At 68.0% G+C, this 21890-nt stretch carries 20 protein-coding genes and 2 pseudogenes; 10 read left to right on the forward strand and 12 right to left on the reverse strand.

Annotated elements, in window-relative coordinates:
* Positions 1 to 15: 15 nt before the first annotated feature.
* From ABT354_RS05885 to ABT354_RS05895, 3 genes are all read right to left on the reverse strand, one after another.
* Complete coding sequence (locus ABT354_RS05885; protein ID WP_351489582.1) at positions 16 to 1335, reverse strand: FtsK/SpoIIIE domain-containing protein; 1320 nt, start codon at positions 1333 to 1335, stop codon at positions 16 to 18.
* The gene (locus ABT354_RS05890) at positions 1335 to 1691 is read right to left on the reverse strand and encodes an SCO3933 family regulatory protein (RefSeq protein ID WP_351489585.1); all 357 of its coding nucleotides are present in this window, start codon (positions 1689 to 1691) and stop codon (positions 1335 to 1337) included. The genes ABT354_RS05885 and ABT354_RS05890 overlap by 1 nt, the downstream gene beginning before the upstream one ends.
* A 177-nt stretch (positions 1692 to 1868) precedes the next feature.
* Positions 1869 to 2657: a GntR family transcriptional regulator gene (locus ABT354_RS05895; protein WP_351489587.1), complete on the reverse strand. Its 789-nt coding sequence runs from the start codon at positions 2655 to 2657 to the stop codon at positions 1869 to 1871.
* Positions 2658 to 2766: 109 nt separating this feature from the next.
* On the opposite strand from ABT354_RS05895, the gene ABT354_RS05900 reads away from it, so the two are divergent.
* The 4 genes and pseudogenes from ABT354_RS05900 to ABT354_RS05915 all read left to right on the forward strand — a co-directional run bounded on the left by ABT354_RS05900 (position 2767) and on the right by ABT354_RS05915 (position 5818).
* Entirely contained in the window at positions 2767 to 3174 is a 408-nt protein-coding gene (locus ABT354_RS05900; RefSeq protein ID WP_351490154.1) for an NUDIX hydrolase, read from the forward strand.
* Between the two features lie 46 nt (positions 3175 to 3220).
* Positions 3221 to 3295 (forward strand): annotated as a pseudogene (locus tag ABT354_RS05905) (ATP-binding protein); the annotation flags it as partial.
* A gap of 65 nt (positions 3296 to 3360) precedes the next feature.
* Complete coding sequence (locus ABT354_RS05910) at positions 3361 to 3969, forward strand: hypothetical protein (protein WP_351489590.1); 609 nt, start codon at positions 3361 to 3363, stop codon at positions 3967 to 3969.
* Positions 3970 to 4840: 871 nt separating this feature from the next.
* Positions 4841 to 5818, forward strand: coding sequence for a hypothetical protein (locus ABT354_RS05915; RefSeq protein ID WP_351489593.1), 978 nt, complete (start codon positions 4841 to 4843; stop codon positions 5816 to 5818).
* A 387-nt stretch (positions 5819 to 6205) separates the two neighbouring features.
* Here the strand turns inward: ABT354_RS05915 and ABT354_RS05920 are convergent, their stop codons facing one another.
* The 4 genes from ABT354_RS05920 to ABT354_RS05935 form a co-directional block, all read right to left on the reverse strand.
* The gene (locus ABT354_RS05920) at positions 6206 to 6886 is read right to left on the reverse strand and encodes a hypothetical protein (RefSeq protein ID WP_351489595.1); all 681 of its coding nucleotides are present in this window, start codon (positions 6884 to 6886) and stop codon (positions 6206 to 6208) included.
* A gap of 598 nt (positions 6887 to 7484) precedes the next feature.
* Positions 7485 to 8990, reverse strand: a complete 1506-nt coding sequence (locus ABT354_RS05925) for a LacI family DNA-binding transcriptional regulator (RefSeq protein ID WP_351489597.1) — start codon at positions 8988 to 8990, stop codon at positions 7485 to 7487.
* Positions 8991 to 9015: 25 nt separating this feature from the next.
* Complete coding sequence (locus ABT354_RS05930) at positions 9016 to 9372, reverse strand: helix-turn-helix domain-containing protein (protein WP_351489599.1); 357 nt, start codon at positions 9370 to 9372, stop codon at positions 9016 to 9018.
* A gap of 129 nt (positions 9373 to 9501) precedes the next feature.
* The gene (locus tag ABT354_RS05935) at positions 9502 to 10029 is read right to left on the reverse strand and encodes a helix-turn-helix domain-containing protein (protein ID WP_351489601.1); all 528 of its coding nucleotides are present in this window, start codon (positions 10027 to 10029) and stop codon (positions 9502 to 9504) included.
* A 267-nt stretch (positions 10030 to 10296) separates the two neighbouring features.
* On the opposite strand from ABT354_RS05935, the gene ABT354_RS05940 reads away from it, so the two are divergent.
* From ABT354_RS05940 to ABT354_RS05955, 4 genes and pseudogenes are all read left to right on the forward strand, one after another.
* A complete protein-coding gene (locus ABT354_RS05940; RefSeq protein ID WP_351489603.1) occupies positions 10297 to 11562 on the forward strand; it encodes a DUF3631 domain-containing protein in 1266 nt (421 codons plus the stop codon).
* Between the two features lie 407 nt (positions 11563 to 11969).
* Complete coding sequence (locus ABT354_RS05945) at positions 11970 to 12599, forward strand: MobC family plasmid mobilization relaxosome protein (protein ID WP_351489606.1); 630 nt, start codon at positions 11970 to 11972, stop codon at positions 12597 to 12599.
* Positions 12596 to 14310 (forward strand): annotated as a pseudogene (locus ABT354_RS05950) (relaxase/mobilization nuclease domain-containing protein). The gene ABT354_RS05945 and the pseudogene ABT354_RS05950 overlap by 4 nt, the downstream one beginning before the upstream one ends.
* 141 nt (positions 14311 to 14451) lie before the next feature.
* On the forward strand, positions 14452 to 15309 hold the full coding sequence (locus ABT354_RS05955; protein ID WP_351489609.1) for a hypothetical protein: 858 nt from the start codon (positions 14452 to 14454) through the stop codon (positions 15307 to 15309).
* Here ABT354_RS05955 and ABT354_RS05960 read toward each other — a convergent pair.
* From ABT354_RS05960 to ABT354_RS05975, 4 genes are all read right to left on the reverse strand, one after another.
* The gene (locus ABT354_RS05960) at positions 15297 to 16154 is read right to left on the reverse strand and encodes an aldo/keto reductase (protein WP_351489611.1); all 858 of its coding nucleotides are present in this window, start codon (positions 16152 to 16154) and stop codon (positions 15297 to 15299) included. The genes ABT354_RS05955 and ABT354_RS05960 overlap by 13 nt on opposite strands.
* Entirely contained in the window at positions 16088 to 17284 is a 1197-nt protein-coding gene (locus ABT354_RS05965; RefSeq protein ID WP_351489613.1) for a JmjC domain-containing protein, read from the reverse strand. Before ABT354_RS05965 ends, ABT354_RS05960 begins: the two co-directional genes overlap by 67 nt.
* Positions 17285 to 17360: 76 nt before the next feature.
* A complete protein-coding gene (locus ABT354_RS05970; protein WP_351489615.1) occupies positions 17361 to 17528 on the reverse strand; it encodes a hypothetical protein in 168 nt (55 codons plus the stop codon).
* A 435-nt stretch (positions 17529 to 17963) separates the two neighbouring features.
* Positions 17964 to 18404 (reverse strand): ATP-binding protein, encoded by a 441-nt coding sequence (locus tag ABT354_RS05975; RefSeq protein ID WP_351489617.1) that lies wholly within the window; start codon positions 18402 to 18404, stop codon positions 17964 to 17966.
* 248 nt (positions 18405 to 18652) lie between these two features.
* Between ABT354_RS05975 and ABT354_RS05980 the strand changes: the two genes are divergently transcribed.
* Both ABT354_RS05980 and ABT354_RS05985 read left to right on the forward strand, forming a co-directional pair.
* Entirely contained in the window at positions 18653 to 19996 is a 1344-nt protein-coding gene (locus ABT354_RS05980) for an NsdA family TPR-like regulatory protein (RefSeq protein WP_502983334.1), read from the forward strand.
* Positions 19997 to 20056: 60 nt separating this feature from the next.
* Entirely contained in the window at positions 20057 to 21229 is a 1173-nt protein-coding gene (locus ABT354_RS05985; protein ID WP_351489623.1) for a serine hydrolase domain-containing protein, read from the forward strand.
* Between the two features lie 171 nt (positions 21230 to 21400).
* Here ABT354_RS05985 and ABT354_RS05990 read toward each other — a convergent pair whose 3' ends face one another.
* Positions 21401 to 21853, reverse strand: coding sequence for a hypothetical protein (locus ABT354_RS05990; RefSeq protein WP_351489625.1), 453 nt, complete (start codon positions 21851 to 21853; stop codon positions 21401 to 21403).
* Between the last annotated feature and the right edge of the window lie 37 nt (positions 21854 to 21890).

Consider the following 21890-nt stretch of genomic DNA (forward strand, 5'->3'; position numbering starts at 1 on the left):
CGGCTCCTTCCGTGGTCAGGTGGTGGGTCGGAACGGCTCCAGCGCAGGCAGGTCCGGCACCAGGTGCGCGTACTCCTGGCAGGTCCGGGCCGCGTCGGCGAGGGAGAGGTACGGGGTACGGATCCGGGACCAGCCGCCGGAGGTGTCACCCGCCACGGCGAGGCCGGGCCGTTCGGGGGCGATGGCGCAGGCGGCCATGACCGCGTCGGGCGCGATGTCGCCGAGCGCCATCTTGGCGGAGGCTTCGTCGTTTACGCGGTGGCAGACACGGCCGGTGAGCTGGGCCCGGAGCATGGTCGCGCCCTTGCCGAGTTCGGCGCCGAAGCGCTGTCCGCAGACCTCCAGATGGATGCCGGCGGCGCGGCCGAGCTGGGCGAGCCGGATGAGCTGGGTGACCATCTCGTCCCGCCGTTCCTCGTCCTTCTTCGTTGCGACGAGGAAGAGTTCCGCGATCTCGTCCACGAACAGCACGACAGGTACGGGACGTTCGTGGTCCGGCAGTCCCCAGATGTCGGAGGTGATCTCCTCGTCCGGGGTGCTTGATGAGATGCCCTGACGGGCCTTGATCAGGTCGTATCGGTCCTCCATGTGCTTGATGAGTACGGCCAGGAGCGCGGCGGCCTGTTCCGGATCGGTCGCCAGCGCGGAGAGCCGGGGTGCGAACGGCGCCAGCTCCACACCCCGCTTGCAGTCGATCCCCACGAGAGCGACCGGCTGCCGGGCGAGCCCACTGATCAGATGCCGCAGGAACATGGACTTGCCGGATAGCGTCGCGCCGAGGATGAGCCCGTGGGGAACGGCGCGGTAGTCCCGCACGTAGGCGGTGGCGTCCTCGCGAAGTGCCACCGGAACCTTGAGAAGCCTGGTCTCGACCTTGCGGGGCATCCGGACCCGCCGCAGCACGTCGAAACCGACGAGCCGGAGTTCGACCATGCCCGGCTTGACCGTCGAGACATACACGGCGTGGACGCCCCAGGCGTGCCGGAGCCGTTCCGCCGAGGCGGCGACATCGGCGGGTTCCTGCCCCGGCGCGAGCCGAAGCCGGAGCCGTAAGCCGGTCGACGTCGGTCGGAGGAGTCCCCGGCGAGGTGGGACGGGCCGGATCTCCCGGTGGCTGGTGACCCTGGTCAGCAGGACCCGCAGCCGGGACGGCGGCACCGTGAGCCCGCATGCCTCCATGGCCGAGGCGTACGAGCCGAGCAGCCGCAGGGCGGAGACCGGCATTCCGAACGCCGCCCAGTGCGCGGAGGGGTGCCGGGCCCGGGTGTAGGCGGCCCCGCCAGCCAGTACGGCCAGGAGGCCACCTACCACCAGGATCATCGTCGGGTCGGTCATCAGGCGATGGCGCCGAGGGCCGACGGGAAGGCGCCCGGGGTGACGGCGGCGGCCCGGTAGGCGATGCCGTGCCGCTGCTGCCCGTTGAAGACACTCTCCCAGGGCCGGGCCAGCAGCCCGGGAAGCGCGACCGGCGACCCGAGAGCCAGCCCGTCCGCCACCCCGCTCTCCGGGACGGTGACCTTGATCAGCGACGATTCACCGTCCTCGATGTAGACGACGCCGAGCGTCATCAGGGACTCACCGCTGACGGCGTCCTTGGCGATCTCCCCCGTCTGCCGGTCCCGGATCTTGGGCTCCGGTGCCTCCGTGAGCAGGATCGTGGCGGCCGTGGTCTCCACACGGATGGTGCGCATAACCATCTCCCCATCTACTCGTCTAGACAAGATGCACTACGGGGGAGCACTCCCCCGAGGTCGTGACGATCACCCTGCCACACAACTTGCCCACTCGTCTATACGAGTAAGCCTGTTGGGGTGTACGAGTACGGAAGGACGGCCCCGCGCACCACTGTTGACCACGGCCTCAGCTCATCAGGTCGCCGGAAGCTGATAGTTGAGGACGTACGCGTCCGCCGCCATGACGGTGTCGCAGACCTCCACGGCCCGGCCCTCCGTATCGAAAGCGGTGCGGATCAGATGGATCACCGGCACGCCGGACGCCAGCCGGAGCGTCTTCACCTCGGAGGGCGAGGGCATCCGGGCCCGGATCTCCTCCTCGAAGTGGTCCAGGCGGTGGCCCAGCTCTTCCAGCCGGGCGTAGATGCCGCCGGGGCCGGGATTCGGTTCGGCGATCTGCGTCCCACGCGCGATGTCGAGCGGCAGGTACGAGGTGGCGAACTCCACCGGGCGCCCGTCCAGCAGATACCGGCGGCGACGTGCGAGGACCCGCCGAACTGAGCCGAGGCGGGTGGAGATGTCCTGACTCGCCTTCTCTTCCTTCACCTCGAGGCCGTCCACCTGGGGGTGGCTGCCGGCCGCGTCCGCCTCCACGATGAACGCCGACTTCCCCTGATCGCGATGGCGCCGGGCGAACCGGTCCGAAGCGAGCCGCCGCACCGGCGGCCGAGGCCGTACGAAGACACCCCTCCCGTGCTCCGCGTGCACCAGGCCCTCCCCCTGGAGGACGGAGAAGGAGTTCCGCACGGTCATCCGGGACACCCCGTAGTGCTCGACCAACTCGGCTTCCGAAGGCAGCTTGTCGCCCTCCCGGAATCGCCCCCGGTCGATGGCCTCACGCAGCTGATCGGCGATCTGCCGGAACACCGCTCGATCACTTGTCGGGTCGAGGTCCCCGAGCAGGCCGGAGGAGAGTGAAGGCACGTCTTACTCCTTTAGGTGTCTAGACGAGTGGGCGACTTTTGTTGCTACGGTGGAGAGCCTAGCCATCCGAGAGGTCCCGGCAATCGTGAACCCTGAACGCCCGCATTCCGTGAGCGTCGCCGGAGTGATCGTTGACGACCACGGCCGGGCCCTCTTGATCCAGCGCCGCGACAACGGGCACTGGGAGCCGCCGGGCGGGGTCCTCGAACGCGAGGAGACCATCCCCGAGGCCCTTCAGCGCGAAGTCCTCGAAGAGACCGGAATCAAGATCGCGCTTCCCGCGACTCTCACCGGGATCTACAAGAACATGAAGGGCTTGATCGTCTCGATGGTCTTCCGGTGCGAGGCCGCAGACGGCACCCCGACCACCGGAAGCGAGACCCGCGCACTGCGGTGGGTCACCCGCGACGAAGTCACCGAACTCGCCGACGAGGCGTACGCGATCCGCGTCCTGGACGCACTCGACGCGACGAACCCGCCGGCTATCCGCGCCCACGACGGCGTGAAACTCGTCTAGCCCGAACCCGCTGCACATGGCGGCCTACCAGCACGAAGGAACTTGTATGCACGAGTATACGAGCACAAATCGAGTCTGGGGCCTCACTTGCCCAGGTTTTCCGGAAGATCTCCGCCGAGCGGTCTACGGGGGCGCCGTCGCCCTCGTCCACCAGGGCGCCACCGAGCTTGCGGGGTGCTGCGTCGGATGAGCCAGGCGACGTTTCCGAAGGGCACCGTTCCGTACATCACACAGTGGTCCGGGGAGTCCCCGTCGAAGGTGCGGGTCGTGGTGCGGCGTGGGCGGCTGGCCTATGCCGACGAGCGTTCGTACGACCGGGACCCCCGGGGAGTGCTGTGGCGACGGATCCCCTCCATGCCGGGGAAGGGGAAGCCCGACTTCGGCGCGGTTCACTCCCTGCGTCAGCGGCTGGCTATGGCCAACCTGCTCTGCCAGGTGTGCGGAAAGCCCGCCGACCGGGACGACCGGGGAGTGCTCTGGCTCCTGGGCGAGGCATCCGACGACCCGAGCTCCTGGCCTCAAGGGCTGGAGACCGCACATCCTCCGGTCTGCCGGCCGTGCGCGACCCTGGCGACGAAGGCATGCCCTCATCTGAGGCGGCGGTACGTGACCCTACGAGTCCAGTCATGGACCCCGGCGGGAGTCCACGGCGCCTTCTACCGACCCAGCCACGACCCCGTGCCCGTCGACGCCAGAGGCATCCCCTTCGACAGCCCCGCAATCCGCTGGACCATCGCCGCCCAACTCATCGTCACACTCGACCGATTCACCCTCATCAACCCCACCGAGATGTGAGTTACAACTTTCTCTACTGGTTCAAGGCCCGCGCACGCGCGGGCTGGCCCCGGCGACCGGGCCCGCCCCTGCCTCCGGCGGGCGACCCGGCCACCAGGCCGCCAACGCCCCGGTCCGTTCAGGACAACCCCTCCGTGGCCGGGGCGGTCGGCTCCACGGCTTTAGGCAGCCACCATGGGGCGAGCCTCGAAGATCGGGGCCCACATCGGGCCATTGCGGGCAGGTCCACGGACTGCCCGAGTCGCCGGAAGCTTACGGGCCCCGATCTCTCACCCCACGGCAGCTCCCGCCCAAAGCCGTCTCACCGACGGTGCAATTCGTGTGCAACGTAACTGGGTAAGCAGCAAGCTGCCGAGTCCTTGAACGTGATACGGCTCGTTCAGCACAGCGCACGACTGTTCAGACGGGACCGAAACAGGGGGAAGGCCCGAGCCAGCCACCGTGAAACGGACCTGTACCCCCACCAGACAGCAGCAGAGTTGAAAGGCGTGTCGGACGAGCACACGCTCTGGCTCCTAGGGCACCTCCACAGCCTGCCGACTCCGGGAGCCAAGAACTCACCCGATCCTCGATGTCAGTGTCTGCCGATACTCTGAAGGGTTCATACCAGCGCACCCTGCAAAACCACATCTAGTGGCAGCACTGCATGGCACCCGCAAATTATGGGGTATTGCTTGCTGGCAGAGTGTCGAGAGTGCTCTACTGATGCCGGAAAGGACCAAAAGGCCCCACGCAGGGGCCTCGACTTTGGTGTCGAGCTCCGGCATGGGGCCTGGTGCGTTGGTGGCGCTCTCGGACCCTACAGCGGCAAGCGTCAGCTTCCAAGGACGACGTCTGGTTGGAGCTCGGCCACGTCTGAAAAGGGGCGTACATGGCTCAGAAGAGCTTCAGAAAGATCCCAGACTCAGTCCGCTCCCGGGTTGCCAATCTAGCGAGCAACGAGTACCAGGTTGGTGTTCTGCGGTCGTATCGCACCTCAGATCTTGAGTCCGATCTGCTGGCACACCTGGAGATTTCTGTTCAGGCTGGGAGCCCAGTTATTCCGCCGACGAGTCTTCCCCAAGCCGCGCGAGGGCGATTCTCAAGGTGGAACCTGGCAGGCAGAATCGTGCCGCGAACTGATCTTCCGAAGGTGCCTCGATCCTGGGGATTTGAAACCCCGAACTTCGGTGACTGGTCGAAGGGCAGTCACACCATCACGTTCACCCGGCAGGTCTATCAGGTGGAGCACCTGCACGGACAGCAGATCGTCATCGCTATGGAAGAGGTGTCAAACAGCGACGGGCAGGTGACCATCTCCTTCCGGGTCGACCGGGTACTCGACCGCACGGCCGCCAGCCACGACGCAGATCTACTCTTCGCGCTCTGCCTGCTTCAAGAGAACGTAGGAGCCGTAGATGTAGTGGCCTGCACTACTTCCACGGATGAGTGGGCACGGGCAATGGCACTTAGCTGGGAGTTCCTCCCCGTCGGTGCCCACGAAACAGAGGCTGTGATCGGTGAGTTGACTCAGCATCTGCGCCTGGGCAGGGACGACTCTCGCCGCGAGAGCGTAGAGGCCCGCCTGAAAGCGTTGCTTGCACTCCGTCCCGAAAGGATGCTCTACGGCACCAGCAGCTTCCAACGCTACGTAGGCGCGCAGTTCGCGTCTGATCTGGTCGTCTTCGAAAACGCGCGGTACGGGAACGCGATCTACGTGATGTTTGAGGAATGGGAGGAACTCAGCAAGAGATCTCGCGTAGATCTCTTGGCTGGCAGCGGTCGCGGCTTTGAACGAATCACTCATCGGCGAGGCTGGGAAGGTCGGCTGAGGCACGCTGTCCAAACTCGTCGACACGATGCCACGTAGTGCAAAGCAGAGGGGCACGGTGAGTGTCTAACTGCGTGACAACGCCGACGGACAGCAGCGGACAAGCGCGGACGTCTGCGGACCGTCAGCGCAGGTGAGAGCCACACCAGCCCAAGACAGCACCACCACCCAAGTTGCTTCGGGACGAAGAGGTCGTGGGTTCAAATCCCGCCACCCCGACAGCTGAAACACCAGGTCAGGGGCCTGATCCGCGAGAGCGGGTCGGGCCCCTGAGTGGTTTCTGGGGGCTTTGGGGAGCCATCGGGGAGCCGAGTTCCGGATGCGACTCCCGGGAGCGCGGAGCCGAATCTGGTTCAGGCAGCGATCATCAACCCCGGAGAGGGTTCAGCCACCACCCCCTGCACGGCTCCGCCAGCTGGGCCGCGGTCACGCGTCATTGCCCGACTCCTGCGCCCGGGCGCCATCATCCCAGCACCAACAATTCTTCGGATCGCCAAGCGCCCTCGGAACATCGCTGATGTCCCACGACGCGACGAAGTGATCATGAAGGAAGCACTCGGCCGCTCCCACAGCCTCCAACCGGACGGTATACACCTCTTCCGCTTCGTGACGGACTCCATCGCCGCCACGAGCAGCCCAGCCCCAAGCACATCGGTCCGGAAGATAGGTGATCTCGGCAACCCCGCCGTACCTTTCCACCGTGATTTTCCCGGGTTGGCCCGAGCCGTCATCGACTGCGCCAGGCCACTTCTTACGGGCCGCCTGCTTGGAGATCCCCCACGCGGATCCCAGATGGCCATAGGTGGCACCCATTCCTCCACCCATCAGCGCAGCCTCGACAGCAAGAGCCTCAGTGGCTTCACGTACCTGCCGCAAGGCGTACAGGTAGGCAAGCTGCCAGTCCGCGAATAGCTCCGCCGCAGCCGAGGGTTCGTGTCCGTTGGCCAGACACTCCTGGCCTCGTACCGAGGCCCAATACGCAGCATTGCGGGCAAGATCCCTCAACTGGTCGCGCATTTGCGCTACTTCGGCAGGGTTATGCGGATGCCATGGCGTCGCCATGGCATCCGGATCGAACCAGAACTCGTCACCACCCACTGAACGCATGGCGACAACCATAGTTGTCGTAGCAGTCCCGATGGGGACAACCCTGGTTGCCTCAACGGGCCTGCTGAAGAACGAGCTTCATAGGATTGATGCGCCCCGGGATTCGACTCGATCCTGCACAACGGAGAAAAACTGCAGGTCACAACCGCGTGACCCGATCCTCAGGAAGTGCCGGACCCATCAGCAAGAGTGGAAACCGAGCGAGGTCACTTGCGGGGCTAACTAGCAGCTGCTGCAAGGTAGGCGCACTCGAATCACCAAGCCATCCGCCTACTTACGGCCGACGTGTGCCGCAAACCTGAAACCCGGAGAAGCCATGGCCAAGCACCTCAACTCTGATGCCCCTCCTGCCACTCAAGCCACCTACCCGCCAGAGCTGCCCTCGCGCGCGCCAGCCTTCGAGCTTCGCTGCGGCCCCCTGCACGTGACCCTGGACCGCGCACCGCTCAAGTCGCTGGCGCTCGGGAGCACGATGACGGCCGTTGTCATGGGAGCAGCACACTGGCTGCGTTGAAAGCCGGTCAGGGTGTGCCCTAATGGGAGCGCGCCCTGACCGGATTCCCGTCGCTCGGGCACAAGGCCCGAGCGACGGATCCTCCTACTGACGTGCACGCAGCAGATCGTTAAGCACGCATACCGGCGACGTGGGGCACAGTTCAAACCGGGCGTCGAGCGCCGCCTCCCACTGCTCGGTGAGACCGAGCAGGAGGCGCTGACGCATGCCCGGGGTGACATGGGCGTAGCGGGCCGAGACGGAGCCGTCGATGTGGCCCATGCGCTCGTCCATGAGGACCTTCTCGGTGCCGAGGTCCTCCATCATCGTCCGGTGGGTGTGGCGGAGGCCGTGGGGTGTGAGGCCCTTGGCGATCGGTAGCCAGCAGGCGTCGGCCCGGTTGGTGGCGCCGCGTCCCCGTGCCGGGACGCCGGGCCACGGCTCGCCGAGCAGAGGGACGGGCCGGGCCTCCTGCGGGGCCTTCTTCGGGTACCAGCCGGAGACCGCGGGGGTGAACAGCCAGGTCGCAAAACCATTTCTGCGCCAGTGGGCGGCAGGTGCCGGCGCCGCGCCGCGTCGAACGAACCCGAGGTCCGCGACAGCATTCTCCACCCGTGCCCGCGTGGCTTCGGTGACACGGTCGGGGTGGTTGAGGACGTTGGAGACCGTCCCCGTGGAGACCCCGGCGAGACGGGCAACGTCGACGAGCTTCGCTCCCTGGTGCCCACCAGTGCGGGCCGCCCCCTGACCACGGAAGACATACGTCCGTCCGTGGCAGGGGCAGGGCGTCGGCTTCGTACGGGCGATGTGGTTGAGGACCAGGGCCGACAGCCAGTCCATCGAGTCGATGGTGCGGTAGCTGTCGTCCTTGGGTGGGCAGCGGACCAGCTCGCCGGTGTCCAGCTCGTACAGCTGCCACTCGACACGGAACGCGTGCGGCCGGACGAACTCCGTTTCCAGGCCGACGATCTCGCCCCAGCGTTTGCCCGTGTAGCCCTTGAGGACCACAGCGACGAACTCGTCGTCGCGACCGGACAGCAGGGCGGCCCGCTCGGCGGCCAGCAGGATGCCGAGTGCGTCGGTGACGACCTTCTCCGGGCCGCGGTCCCGGGACCGGCCGGCGCGCTTGCCGCGTCCGCGCCGCCGGGCGGCTGGGTTGGAGGTGATCAGCCCTTCATCGATCGCGTCCTCGAAGATCAAGTGGAGCGTCGAACGCCATGTCTTGACGCTGGAGGCCGCGTACACGGCCCGCTCCTTCTTCTCCCACAGCTCAACGTCCGTGCGGAGGACACCGCTCAGTGCCTTGCCCTCGAAGTCGGGGAGCAGGTGTTCCTCGATGTGGCGCTTGTAGTTCTGCATCGTCGAGGCGGCCAGGTCCTGGGCGGCGTACCAACGGCCCGCGTACTCGCCGAAGGTCTCCAGGCCGAGCGCCGGGTCACGCCAGTCGCCGCGCCGGTACTTGTTCTCGGCCTCGCTCGCGGCGCGCTGGGCTTCGCCCTTGGTCGCGAACTTGATCGTCTTGCCGTTCTCGTCGACGACCGTGAGGTGTCTGCCGGGATCGGTCTTGTACCGGCCGCGCCAGTAGTTTCCACGCTTCTCCGCGAAACCCACGTTCCTTCTCCCTCCCCTCGTCGAGCTAGGCGGCGGTCCCGAAGCGGCTCTGGCGGGCTCGGCGAGGCAGCCGGGCGCGGAGCCGGGACGTGGGCACAGCAGCGGGCGAGGAGGAAGCGGGAGGACTGAGCGGCGATGCGGCCGACACTCGCTGCTGCGGAACGGCGGGGCGAGCCTCGTGCATACGGATCATCTCCGCGAGGTGCTCAGCGGTGAAGCGGTAGGCGCGGCCGACGCGGGTGAAGGGAATGAGCCGTCGACGGGCGCGATCCTTGACCCACCAGGCGGAGCAGCCGAGGAAGGCGGCGACCTCCTCCGGGAGGTAGAGACGCGGCAGAGCGGCGTCAGAGTTCAGGGCAGGGGGTATCGCCTGTCGGCGCAAAGGGGGTGTCCTGTTCTGGCCAGGTGGTGTGGGGCGGCAACCCCGGCCTGGCCGGTCGATCGTTAGGGATGGCGTGGTGTGTTGCCCGCGCCTGGGGTTTGCGGAACCAGGCTGGGCGTTGAGGAGGGGCTACTCCTCGGGGGAACCGGCGTGGCCGGTGTCGGGCCTCGGGCCTCCGGGGGTGGGCCCGTGCGTGGCGAGGTTGGCCTGCATGAGCGCTTCGGCGATGGCGTTGGAGACCATGACTTCGGCCTCTTCGCTGATGTCGGGGTGTTCGGCGATGTAGGCGTCGAAGGCGTCGCGGGCCTGGGTGAAGGCGTGGTTGGCGCGCTGGGTCTCGCGGTGGGCGGCCACGACGTCGTCGATGAGTTCCATGGCGCGGGCCTTGGCCGCGAGCCTCGGAGGGCCGACGAGGTTGCGCAGGGAGACGCCGAAGACTTCGGCGAACCCGATGGCCTCGTCGAGGTTGATGCGGCGTTTGCGATTCTCGATCCGCCAGACCGCGGACGGGTTCATGTCGAAGCCGGCCTCGTTGAGGCGGTCGGACAGGGCGTTGGTGCTCCACCTGCGGGCCTCGCGCTCCAGCTTGATCCGGACCGCGACGTTCTCCTCCCCGCTGAGCAGAACGCCCTCCTGGCCGTCGTCCACCGTGAGCATCTCCTTCCATGCGTGCAGGGCTGATCGTTCCCGGCTACCCCACAACCGTAACATGAATTCTGCGAGATGCAGAACACTACTGCGATTCGCAATTTCTGTGGCATGCTTATAGGGCAGGACACGACCACGCCGACGAAGAAGCCCCCTGATGCCATCGGCACCAGGGGGCTCAAGCGCAAACCTCTCAACCGCCATCCCTAGCGATCGACCCGCGAGGCCGGGATTGCCGTCCCATATGGCCCGCGAGCAGAGGAGCTGAAGCCCAGTATGACCGACCCCCAGCCGAACACGCCATCCCCGACCGAGGACACCACCACAAGGTCCGTGCCCTGGCCTCCGACCGCCGTCCCCGGTCAGCCGGGCAACACCACTCCGGCCGAGCCCACCCGCAGTGAGAAGCCCGAGGCAAACGGCTATGTCGAGCCGCTGTCCGAGGGCGCGCGAATCCTGTCTGACCTGCGCGCGCAGGTCAAGCGGTTCGTCGTGCTTCCGAGCGAGGATGCGGTGACCGCGGTCACCCTGTGGGTGGCGGCCACCCACCTGCAAACCGCGTGGCAGCACGCTCCTCGCCTCGCGGTGGTCGGCCCGGCGAAGCGGTGCGGGAAGTCGCGGCTCCTGGACGTGGTGACCGAGACGGTGCACGCACCGCTGATCACGGTCAACGCCAGCCCGGCGGCCATCTTCCGGTCGATCACCGAGAACCCGCCGACCCTGCTGGTCGACGAGGCCGACACCCTCTTCGGCACCCTCAAGGCCGCCGAGCGCAACGAGGACCTGCGCGGCCTCCTCAACGCCGGTCACCAGCGCAACCGGCCCACCCTGCGAGTGACCGGCCCCGAACACAAGCCGGTCAAGTTCCCCACCTTCGCCATGGCCGCCCTCGCCGGCATCGGCGACCTCCCCGACACGATCATGGACAGGTCGGTCGTCGTCCGGATGCGCCGCCGGGCAGCCGGTGAGACCGTGGCCGCCTTCCGCACCGGCCGCGACACCCCCACCCTCAACGCGATACGCGACCGCCTCACCGCATGGCTCCACCCCCAGCACGCCGAAGCGATGGACATGGAACCGGTCATGCCGGTCGAAGACCGCGCCGCCGACACCTGGGAACCCCTGATCATCGTCGCCGACCTCGCCGGAGGCGAATGGCCCGCCCTCGCCCGTACGGCCTGCCGGACCATGACCGCCCACGAGGCCGGACAGGACGAGGACGGAGCCCTGCGGACCCGGATCCTGACCGACATCCGCCGCGTCTTCGCCGCCGAAGGCGACCCCGCCACCCTGCGCACCGGCCGCCTCATCGAACAGCTCAACGCCGACCCCGAAGCCCCCTGGGCCGAATACGGACCCCAAGGGCTCACCCCGCGCGGCCTGCAACTGCTCCTGAAGGACTACGGGATCAGCTCGGCCAACCACCGCTTCCCCGGCGGCACCCAGGCCAAGGGCTTCGCCCGCCACCAGTTCACCGACCCCTGGGACCGCTACTGCCCCACCCCGGCCCCGCAGCCGGAACCCGCCGGGCCCGGCGCGTAACCCGTATCGACCCGTCCCACCCGTCCCCGCGCAGGTCAGCACGGGGACGGGTCCCGGGCCCGCAACGGGTCAACCCGACATCACCACCCCACCCGTACCTGCCCTGACCAGCAACGGGACGACTGGGACGAGTCCAGCCAGCCCCAGCCCGGACCACAACCACACCCTTGGTCCGCCGGACCGGACCGCGGACCAGATGTGTACGTACAAAAGTGGTCCGCACGGACCGGACCGGTCTGCGGACCACACACCGGACCAAGACGACCAGCCACTGAGCCACCCACCTGCGGTCGTCCGCTCCGGCCAGCCCCCGAACCCGGTCTCCCCCTTCACCGACGCCGCCTCCAACCGACCCGAGCTTCGGCCCGCCCCAGCCCTCCAATGACCGCCGCACGGAGAAGACCCACATGCACGTCCATCACAGCGAGCGCACCATCGACCAGCAGGAGACGACCACACCCACAGCAACCAGCGCAGCAAGGTATGGCGTTGGACCGTCCAAGGGCCGGTCCAACGCGAACTCCTCCGCCCCGGGGGTGGCGGAGGTGCTCGGGCACCAGGGGGTACCCGAAGAGGAGAAGGCAGTCGACGACGGAGGTGCTGCCACCCTGCGGCGCGTCGCTCGACGACGTGACCGCGAGGAGGTCCAGCGCAAGGAACGGGTCGATGTCCGCTACAGCGCCGAGGAGAAAACCCGGATCGTCGGCAAGGCTCGCGAGCTGGAGATAGCCGGCGCGCACTTCGTCGGTGCCGTGGTCATGGCCTACCTCGACGGAGAACTCGCCAGCGGCCTGCCCGGGCAGCGCACCAGCCTCGACGACCGCCTCGACCGGCTCGACGCCCTGCGTACCGAGGTGGCCCGTATCGGAAACAACGTCAACCAGATCGCCCGCCGGCTGAACGCCGGAGGCGTTCCCCACCCTGGGGACACCGCCCTCCTCGACCGCTCCCAGCAGACACCCGGCACTGTGCGCGCCACTATCGCCGAGGTCGCCGGGGTCATGAACGAGACCGTCTCCGCGAAGGTGGCCGAATGATCGCGAGGGTCGGCAGCGGCAAGAGCACCGCTGGTCTCATCCGGTACCTGTTCGACACGAAGAACGCCAAGGACCACACCGACCCGCACCTGGTCGCCTCTTGGGACGGCTTCGCCCCCGACCCCGGCCGGGCCGATGACTTCGACGCCACCAAGAAGCTCCTCGTCGCCGACCTCGACCTGCGGGTCAAGCAGGCCAGGCGGCTCGGCCGGGGACCCAAGCAGCACGTCTGGCACTGCTCGATCCGGGCCGCACCCGAGGATCGGATCCTCAGCGACGACGAGTGGGCGGACATCGCCCGGCGAATCGTCGCGGCCACCGGCATCGCCCCCGAAGGCGACCCGGACGGATGCCGGTGGGTGGCTGTGCGCCACGCCCCCGACCACATCCACATCGCCGCCACCAAAGTCCGGGGCGACCTGAACCCCGCGCGCCACTGGCACGACTACCTCAATGCCGACCGCGAGCTCGCCTCCATCGAGAAGGAGACGGCATCCGGCAGCTCGTCCGCGGAGACCACACTGCCGCCCAGCGCCCCACCCGCGCCGAGAAGGAGAAGGCACTGCGGACCGGTCGGCGGACGACCAGTCGCGAGCACCTGCGTACCACCGTCCGTACCGTGGTCGCCGCCTCCACCAGTCCAGAGGAGTTCATCCGCGTCCTGACCGGGGTGGAGGGCGTCCTCGTCGATGTCCAGCGCTTCCCGTCCGGCGACATACGCGGCTACAAGATCGCACTCAGCGGCGACACCAACGCTCAGGGCGAGCCCATCTGGTTCTCCGGCTCCAAGCTCGCCCCCGACCTCTCCTATCCCCAGATCCGCCAACGCCTCGACGCCACCGAAGCACCGCCGACCGACCCGACCGGAACCCGCCGAAGGACCGACCCCTGGCACCAGGCCACCGCCGCGACCGAACGCGTCCCGCACCACCTCGACCGAGCCGACGACGAAGCCGCCCAGGCCCACATCGCCGCCTTCGGAGAAGCACTCGACGCCCTGCCGCTGGTCGCCCCCGCCGATCTCCGTCCTCAGCTCCGCCAAGCCGCCACGGCCTTCGAACGAGCAACCCGCTCCCGGGTCCGGGCCCGGCACGACCAGGCCCGAGCCCTGCGCGGAGCCGTCCGCGCCTTGCGGACCGCACCAGCCAGCGGTGACAGCAGTGGACTGGCGATGTTCCTCGACATGGCTCTCCTGGCTGTCATCGCCACCGTCCGATGGCACCGGCTCCGCCACCACAACCAGCAAGTCGCAGCCGCCCAACAGACCCTGCTCCATCTCCGGGCCGCCTACGGTCAAGCAGCCGCCGCGCCCTTGGCCGCCCTCGCCGACCGCAGGCCACCGACGGACAAGGCGGCACGGCTGGCCCAGCACATCCGAACGGTCATCCCCGATCACGGAGAGACGGTCCTCGCCGACCCCGCCTGGCCCGCCCTGGCCACCGCTCTCTCGGAGGCCGAAACCGAAGGGCATGACCCACGACGACTCCTCCAGGCCGCGACCCACCAGCGCACCCTGGATGACGCCGTTTCCCCTGCGGAGGTCCTCACCTGGCGGATCCGCCGCCTCGCCCACCGGCCACCGCCAAGCGACCGCGCCCTCGCAGCCCAGGCACGCTCGACCAGGGCCGCAAGGCCGATGGCCGTGCACCAGAACGAGCCCGTCGCCGCCACGCCGTTGAGTCCGACGCCACGGCCCAGTCCACGCCGATAGTCCGACCGCTGACGGCCTCCTTCGCTGCGTCCGAAGGAGGCCGTCGCTGTTCCCGAATAGCGCCGCAGGCATGAGGTATCCGCTCGCCCCTCTTGGCTCAGATGTCCCCGTGGCACCGTGGCCCGCTGCTACGGTCCCCGCATGACGCACTCGGTCTCCGCTGTCCGCTCTGTCGACCTCCGAGTCGAGCCGGTCGACAAGGTTCTTGACCGCGTCGAGCGGTCCCTTCAGACCCGGTTGGACCCGAGCACGGTGGTACGCAAACGCCGATCCGTCGGCGCACGGACCGACCGCGACACCTGGGTACGGGTGGAACGTCGGCCGCTCGACAGAATCACCGACCAGGGGTGGAACGGTACGGAGAGCGCAGCGCGCCTTGAGGGCGTCGCCCAGCCCGCGTGGCGGGGGTGTGTGGTCTGGCGGGACGCGGACGAGCCGGTGATGTGGCGGGCCGACGAGACCGACCTTCTTCCCGGCGTGCCGATCGGGACCGCCGTACTGGGCGAGGAGCCTGCCCTGTCGGATGAGTGGTGGCGGGCTTTCGGGGCTTCCCTGGACGCGCTCGCGCGGAACACGACCGGGCGCGTGGCCACTCCGGACACCGTCACGATCACGCAGGAGCTGGTCGGCGAGTCGATCCGGGGCGTGTTCCCCGAGGTGACCGACACGACCGTCGAGCGGTGGGTTCCGGCTCACGCCGACCTGAACTGGGCCAACATGAGCGCGCCGACCTTCTCCCTCTTCGACTGGGAGGACTGGGGAACCGCCCCCCGGGGCCTCGACTCCGCGACTCTCTGGGCCGCCTCGCTCGCCGTCCCGGCTCTGGCCGGCCGGGTACGGCGCGAGCGGAGGCACGACTTCGGGAGCCGGGACGGCAAGCTGATGACGCTCTTCGTGTGCGCGAAGATCCTTGGACCGGACGCGCACCCGGAGGACCCTCGGATCGAACCCGCCCGGCACAGGGCACGGCAGGTCATCGCGGAGCTTCAGGCCGGCTGACCCATCAACCGCTCCCAGAGGAGGGTGCGGTACTCGTGGATCGTCCGCTCATCGGGCTCGGCAGCCAGGGCGTCGAGCAGTTCTCCCAGATGAGCCGGATCGTCCGTGCCCACGGCCATGGTCCCGACACCGGGGAGGCAGTATGAGGCCCGAAAAGCCGCCTGGACACGGGAGAATCCGTCACCGCCCCGAAGGAAGATCCGGGGGTCGATCCGATCCCATACCGGGTCCCCCGTGCTGCCGCCGAAGGGGCTCATGCCCCACAACCGACTGCGGTCGAGTTCCCAGGCCGCCGCGAGGGCTTCGGCGGCTTCGAGCGTTCTGGCACCGACCAGCAGCCCAGCTCGCGCCATGAGGACCGATGGCTTCGGCGTCGTCGGATCGACCAGGCCGACCAGCGGGAACGGATCCCAAGAGGCCACGCCCCAGGCACCGCACAGTCCCTTCGATGCCGCGGCGTCCAGTGCGGCACACGCCTGTGCCAGCGTGTCCCGACCATGGGCGGAGGCGTCACCGAGGGAGTGCTCCGGGTTGTGCAAGAACACCAGGTCGGGCTCCCGCCCAAGATCCCGGGCGGCGTGTTCCACGGCCTCGTAAAGCCGCCCGGGGTCCAGGGAGTGCTCGGCCCGTTCCCGTCCGGGGAAGTAGCCCACCTTCGTGGAGACCATGAGCCTGGGCAGGAGGTCGCCGGCCGTCCGCGCCAGGACGGTGTGGGAGCGGAAACCGAGGTAGTTGGCGCTCGTGTCGATCGAGGTGACGCCGAGATCCAGCGCTCCGGTCAGGAGGCGGCGCTCGTGACGAGACCGGTGTAGCCCGAGGACAACTCGGGGGTGAGCACCGCGCACAGCTCCTCCTTCACCAGGATCTCGGCGACCTCCACCGCTTCGGACCCGACGACGGAGACCGCCCGGTCCAGCGGCACGGGCCTCCCGCTCAACAGCAGCCGCAGCGAGGGCAGTGCCTTGGCCAGGAGGGTCAGCTTCTTCCCCGAGGCCAGGACGTCGACGGTCTCGCCGTTCTCCTCGATGCGCGGAGGGAAGTGGGTGGTGCAGACCACGGCGTCGAGTGATCCGAAGACGTCCAGGAAGGGGACCTGCCGGGGAAGCGGCATCGCCTGCTCGTACGCAGCCAGGAAGTCGGCCGGCGAGCGCTCGGCGACCAGCTGGGTGGCGACCTCCGTCAGGGCGTGGAACGCCTCTCCGTCACGACGGTCCAGGTCGTGACGGAAGATCTCCTTCTCGCGGCACCAGTCGCCCAACCACGCCAGCCAGCTCGCGCCGGTGCGCTTGGTAATCCCGAACGTGACGTGGAGGCTCTTCCCCGACCCGTGGCCGTTACGGGTCGCCTGGTGCCAGTGACCACGGGGGATGTGCATCACGTCGCCAGCTTTCAGCACCCCTGACCAGATGATCTCTTCGCTCGGGGTGTCGTTGGGATCGGCGTCCCGGTACAGGGGAACAGACCGGGAGGTGCCGCGAACTTCCCAGCCCTTCTCGCCCGCCAGCTGGACGATCACCACGTCGTGGTCGTCCCAGTGCAGCGGGAAGCCCGACGCCTCGTTCGTCGTCAGATACGCATTGACCTGGACGCGCTCGTGCGACCACCACTGGAGCGCCCGGCAGGCGACCTCCATCGTCGGATCGAAGACGTTCGCCTGGTCGAGGATCACCGTGGCCCCCTCCCCCAGCAGCCGGCCGAGGCTGTGCATGTTCACCATGGGGATGCTCTGACCCCGAGGGCTGACACTGTCGGTGAAGTAGACGGCCGGGTGCACTTCCTTGCTCTCCTGGAAGACCCGGAACTGCGGACGGTTCATGCTCCGGCGCATGACCATGTCGAGCAGGCGGTTCGGGGTGAGTACGCGCGAGATGAGGCCCGGGTCGTCGATGCTTCCCCGCGCGAAGTCCTTGCCGAGTTCGCCCGCACCGTTCCATTCGAGTGCCGTCTCGATGGCGCTGATCAACCGGTGTTCCATCAATTCCTCCTCATGAGATCGGCTGATGGGGAACGGTGGGGTCCGCAGGCAGAACCACGGACCCCACCGCCGCCCGCTACTCGCTGTCGTGCAGGTTGCCGTCGCCTCCGGGCCACGGGGAGTCGCCGGAGCTGCCGGCGTTGTCCGACCGGAGGCTGTCGTACCGGTCGTGGACGGAGGTCAGCTCCTCGACCGCCACCAGGAGGCCGTTCCGGGCCGGCGACGGTGTCGTGTTCTCTGCCACCTCGTTGTTCTCCTTCCTCTTGGGTTCCTCCCGCCGGCATTCCGGTGGAGGTTGGGGGCCGCACCCCTGTTGGTGCTGGGTGCGGATGACGTAGGGCACGGGTAGCCGGAGGTTCGGAGACCTCGTCACGGCGTCAGCGTGCGGTGCGGGCGTCCCAGCGGATGTTGGCGTCCAGGACCCGCTGATCAAGCTCGTACAGACAGGCCCGGCAGGCGTATAGGGACGCGTGCATTCCGCTGGACCGGACCGGGCCGATCCACGTCACCTCGACGTTCTGCCGTCCGCACCACAGCCAGCACTCGCCGTACGGCTGCCACTCGTGGCGGTCCCACAGGGCGTGGGCGGTGGGCTCCCCCGTGCTCGGGTCAATGTCTCGGCGCGTGGGCCGGAAGACGACGTCCGGGTCGGGAAGAGGCGACGGGCGAAGCGGATACATCAGACGGCCGGGCGAAGTGGTTGCTCACACGGCGTCCGAGAACCGACCGATCTCACCCTTGGGAGTGCGACCTCGGCCCAGACCCGCTTGCCACGCCCGAGCGGCTCCCATCCCGACTGCGTCGCAAGGGCGTCCACCAGGGCCAGGCCCCGGCCATGCTCGTTCTCAGTACCGAAGCTCCCTGTCCGGGGAGCCTCGCGGTTGCCGTCCCGCACGTCGATCAGCAGGCCGCTGGGGCGCCCGAGAACGGTGATCGTGACAAGTCCCTCACCATGGACCACGGCGTTGCTGACCAGTTCAGAGATGATGAGGCGGATCGTCTCGGCCGTCTCTTCGTCCATGAAGCCCCACGCGCGGACCCGCTCCACGACCGAGCGCCGGGCCATGGAGACCTCCTCTTCCCTGCCCACGAGGACGAGACGGGTGACGAGCGAGGACATGATGGGATGCCTCCACAGAGTTGGAAGGCGACTCCGCCAGGACAGGAACGCGAACGAAGCCGTCGATCTGATGTCCGTCCAGGGGCGAAGGCGCGAGCCCGGCCCGAGGACAACTGAGGTCCAGTCAACGGCCGGGCCCCACGGGTGCGGAACGTTTCTGGGGGGTTTCTCCAGGGGACGCCACCCTCGTACGTAGGGGTGGAATGCAGTGCCCGGCCGCCCTGTTGGGATACGACAGGAGTGATGACGTGCCCGGTGAGCCCTTAGCTGTCCACCCTTTGACCTTCGTCCGTCAGTCGCGGGGATGGGGTAAGGCCGAGTTCGCCCGCCTCATGCAGGCGCGTGGGAAGCTGCTCGGCATCCCCCTGGCGACGAATCGCACCACCGTCTGGAAGTGGGAGCAGGGCCAGGAACCGGATGCGGACGCTCAGCGCGTGCTCAGCGACCTGCTGTCCGTTCCGTACGAACGGGCGCGGGCGGAGGGCTGGCCTCGCTGGCTTCCCGTCTGGGAGGTGACGGGACTCACCGCGCCGTGGACCGAGGCCGGCACCGTCGAGGCGCTGGCCGATCTCGTGGGGAGTGGACGGTTGGATCGACGAGGCTTTCTCACCATCACCGGCGCCACCCTGACCGGACTGGCGTCGAGCTGGGTCGAGGCACCGTCCGCGTTCGCCTCGGCGATCAACGGCGACCGTGTCACCGACGTGATGGTCTCGACGATCGAGCAGCGCGTCAGCACACTTCGCACCCTCGATGATCAGTTGGGAGGTGCCCGGCTCCTGGAACAGGCCCGAGGCGATCTTTCCCTGGTCACGGGCCTGCTCAGCGGCGGCCGGTACACGGACGACATCCGGTTCCGCCTGTACGCGCTGGCCGCCCGGACCTCGCATCTGACAGGCTGGATGGCGTACGACGCGGGGCTGCGGTCCGCGGGCCAGCGGTATTACGTCGGGGCGCTTCGCAGCGCCCGTACCGGCGGGGACGACGCCTTCGGTGCCTTCATCCTGGCGGAGATGGGCGTCCACGTCTCCGAAGCCGGACGCACGGCTGAGCGGGTCGACCTGATTTCGACCGGCATCGACAACGCTCCCCGCACCCTGTCACCCTCCGCGCAGTGCTTTCTCTACCTGCACAAGGCCGAGGCGCTGTCACGCGACGGCGATCACCAGAGGGCTGGCACAGCCCTCAACCGCGCCGCTGCCCTCTGGGAGCGCCAGACGGCGGGGGACGCGCCGGACTGGCTCGACTGGTTCGGCGAGGCGCAGGTGAAGTCGACAGAGGGCAAGGTGCTGCTCCGCGCGGGGCATGTGGAGCGAGCGACGCGTTCGCTGGTGACCTCTGTCGAGCGGGCGGCGCCCCGGGACAAGGCCGTCCGTTCCAGCCGACTGGCCGAGGCCCGGCTGGCGGGTGGCGATCTGGACGGGGCACTGGACGCCGCGAACTACGGTGCCGCGCTTCTGGAGGACAAGGTCAGCTCGGTGCGGGCATTGGACCGGTTGAAGGAGTTCTCCTTGCAGCTCGAACCCCATCGGGCCGTCTCGTCCGTACGGGAATTCCGCGAGCGCCTCCAGGCGGTACCCGTGGCGGCCTGATCGTCGCTGCTCAAAAACTGACCCTCGGAGTGAGCGTCCGAGAGTGCCAGGATGGGCGGCATGACGGTGATCAACGGTGAGGTCGCGGAAGGGTTCGAGCCAGTACGGGAGGCGTTCGCGGAGAACTTCGCCCGGCGCGAGGACATCGGCGCGGCGGTCTGCGTCTACCAGGATGGCCGCCCCGTGGTGGACCTGTGGGCCGGGGTCGCCGATCCGGACACCGGCCGCCCGTGGGAACGGGGCACCCTTCAACTCGTCTACTCGGCGACCAAGGGAGCGACCGCCACGGTGGCGCATCTGCTCGCCCAGCGCGGCGCGCTGGACCTGGACGCCCCGGTGGCCGAGTACTGGCCGGAGTTCGCCGCGAACGGCAAGGCGGAGATCCCGGTGCGCTGGCTGCTGTCCCACCAGGCCGGTCTGGTCGCCCTTGACCAGCCGGTACCGCTGGACGAGGCACTGGCCTGGCACCCCATGACGGCAGCTCTGGCTGCCCAGCACCCGCAGTGGACTCCGGGAACGGCGCACGGGTACCACGGCCGGACCTGGGGCTGGCTGGTCGGCGAAGTGATCCGCCGTGTGTCCGGCCGTACGCCGGGCCGCTTCTTCGCCGAGGAGATCGCCGCACCACTCGGGCTCGACTTCTTCATCGGACTGCCAGCCGGTGAACGCGACCGGGTCAGCCGCATGGTGTACCGGAAGCCGGACGTCGACCTCACCACCGTGCCCGAGGAGTCGGTCCCCGAGGACCTCCGTGACCTCGTCGCCGCCTGGCGCGACCCGAACTCGCTCAGCAACAGGGCGTTCGCGGTCACCGACCCGGCGAACATCGACTTCGACTCCCCCGAGGTTCAGGCCGCGGAACTCCCCTCGTCCAACGGAATCGGCACCGCGCACGCGCTGGCACGCATGTACGCCGCGCTGATCGGTGAGGTGGACGGGGTACGCCTGCTCACCCCAGAGACGCTGGCTTCGGCAACCGAGGAGCAGGCCAGCGGGCAGGACCGGGTGATGCTGGCGCCCAGTCGGTTCAGCACCGGATACATGCTGCCCACCACGACCATCCCCATGACCGGGCCGAGTGCCTTCGGCCACACGGGGCGCGGTGGCTCACTCGGCTTCGCCGACCCGAAGCGCGGCATCGCGTTCGGCTACGTCATGAACCACATCATCGGGGGCCCCGACGACATACGAGCGACCACGTTGGCCGAGGCAGTAAGAAGGTCGCTGGCCTGATTTCTCCGTGTATTCGGACTGGCATCGGGCGGCCTGCAGGAACGACATTGCATTCTCCGCAGGATGGCCAGTTGCCATCGCCATGCCTTTCCACGTCTTAACCTACCGTGCCAGACCGGGGGTTCTCAGACGTCATCACCAACGCCCTCACCGCAGAAAACTTGTATGCCATCAGGCAACGATGATGCACAGAAAAAGAAGCGACAGCCCGTAGAGGACGATGGCAAGATGTAGGTACACCCAGAGCCGGTGAAGCCGAACACGATGCATCCGTGGAAATCTTCGGTAATGCTCCACGCGTGCCCGAATGAGTTCTTCGTCGGAGCCCAACACTCCCTGCTCCACCAAGGTTCTGGTCAAGGCCCGAGCCTGGAAGAGGTGATAGGAAGCCCGCTCATAGTACTTGGAAACGGCCACAGCGCCGTACGCGCCAGCCAGAACGACAAAGAAGCACAGAGGCATGACGTTCAGTGTGAACTTTTGCTGGACGATCAGCGCACTCAAGGCCGCCGTGACAACGATCAGTAGATTCGTCAGCGTGGAGCGCTGAGTTTCGCATTGCCGTAACTGCTCCCGGTGTTCCTTCCAATAGGAACGTATCGCCTCTTCCGACATCTCGGCCATGCAAAAACTCCCCATCTCCGCCCACTATGTCAACCGT

Origin of the sequence: Streptomyces sp. NPDC000594 (genome assembly GCF_040299965.1) — a bacterium.
In the GTDB taxonomy this organism is placed as follows: Bacteria; Actinomycetota; Actinomycetes; order Streptomycetales; family Streptomycetaceae; genus Streptomyces.

Bases quoted from the DNA above. Each gene is read 5' to 3' on its own strand.
- ABT354_RS05885 (WP_351489582.1), bottom strand. From the start codon at position 1,335: ATGACCGACCCGACGATGATCCTGGTGGTAGGTGGCCTCCTGGCCGTA.
- ABT354_RS05890 (WP_351489585.1), bottom strand. From the start codon at position 1,691: ATGCGCACCATCCGTGTGGAGACCACGGCCGCCACGATCCTGCTCACG.
- ABT354_RS05910 (WP_351489590.1), top strand. From the start codon at position 3,361: ATGAGCCAGGCGACGTTTCCGAAGGGCACCGTTCCGTACATCACACAG.
- ABT354_RS05915 (WP_351489593.1), top strand. From the start codon at position 4,841: ATGGCTCAGAAGAGCTTCAGAAAGATCCCAGACTCAGTCCGCTCCCGG.
- ABT354_RS05920 (WP_351489595.1), bottom strand. From the start codon at position 6,886: ATGCGTTCAGTGGGTGGTGACGAGTTCTGGTTCGATCCGGATGCCATG.
- ABT354_RS05935 (WP_351489601.1), bottom strand. From the start codon at position 10,029: ATGCTCACGGTGGACGACGGCCAGGAGGGCGTTCTGCTCAGCGGGGAG.
- ABT354_RS05940 (WP_351489603.1), top strand. From the start codon at position 10,297: ATGACCGACCCCCAGCCGAACACGCCATCCCCGACCGAGGACACCACC.
- ABT354_RS05945 (WP_351489606.1), top strand. From the start codon at position 11,970: ATGCACGTCCATCACAGCGAGCGCACCATCGACCAGCAGGAGACGACC.
- ABT354_RS05955 (WP_351489609.1), top strand. From the start codon at position 14,452: ATGACGCACTCGGTCTCCGCTGTCCGCTCTGTCGACCTCCGAGTCGAG.
- ABT354_RS05965 (WP_351489613.1), bottom strand. From the start codon at position 17,284: ATGGAACACCGGTTGATCAGCGCCATCGAGACGGCACTCGAATGGAAC.
- ABT354_RS05975 (WP_351489617.1), bottom strand. From the start codon at position 18,404: ATGTCCTCGCTCGTCACCCGTCTCGTCCTCGTGGGCAGGGAAGAGGAG.
- ABT354_RS05985 (WP_351489623.1), top strand. From the start codon at position 20,057: ATGACGGTGATCAACGGTGAGGTCGCGGAAGGGTTCGAGCCAGTACGG.
- ABT354_RS05990 (WP_351489625.1), bottom strand. From the start codon at position 21,853: ATGGCCGAGATGTCGGAAGAGGCGATACGTTCCTATTGGAAGGAACAC.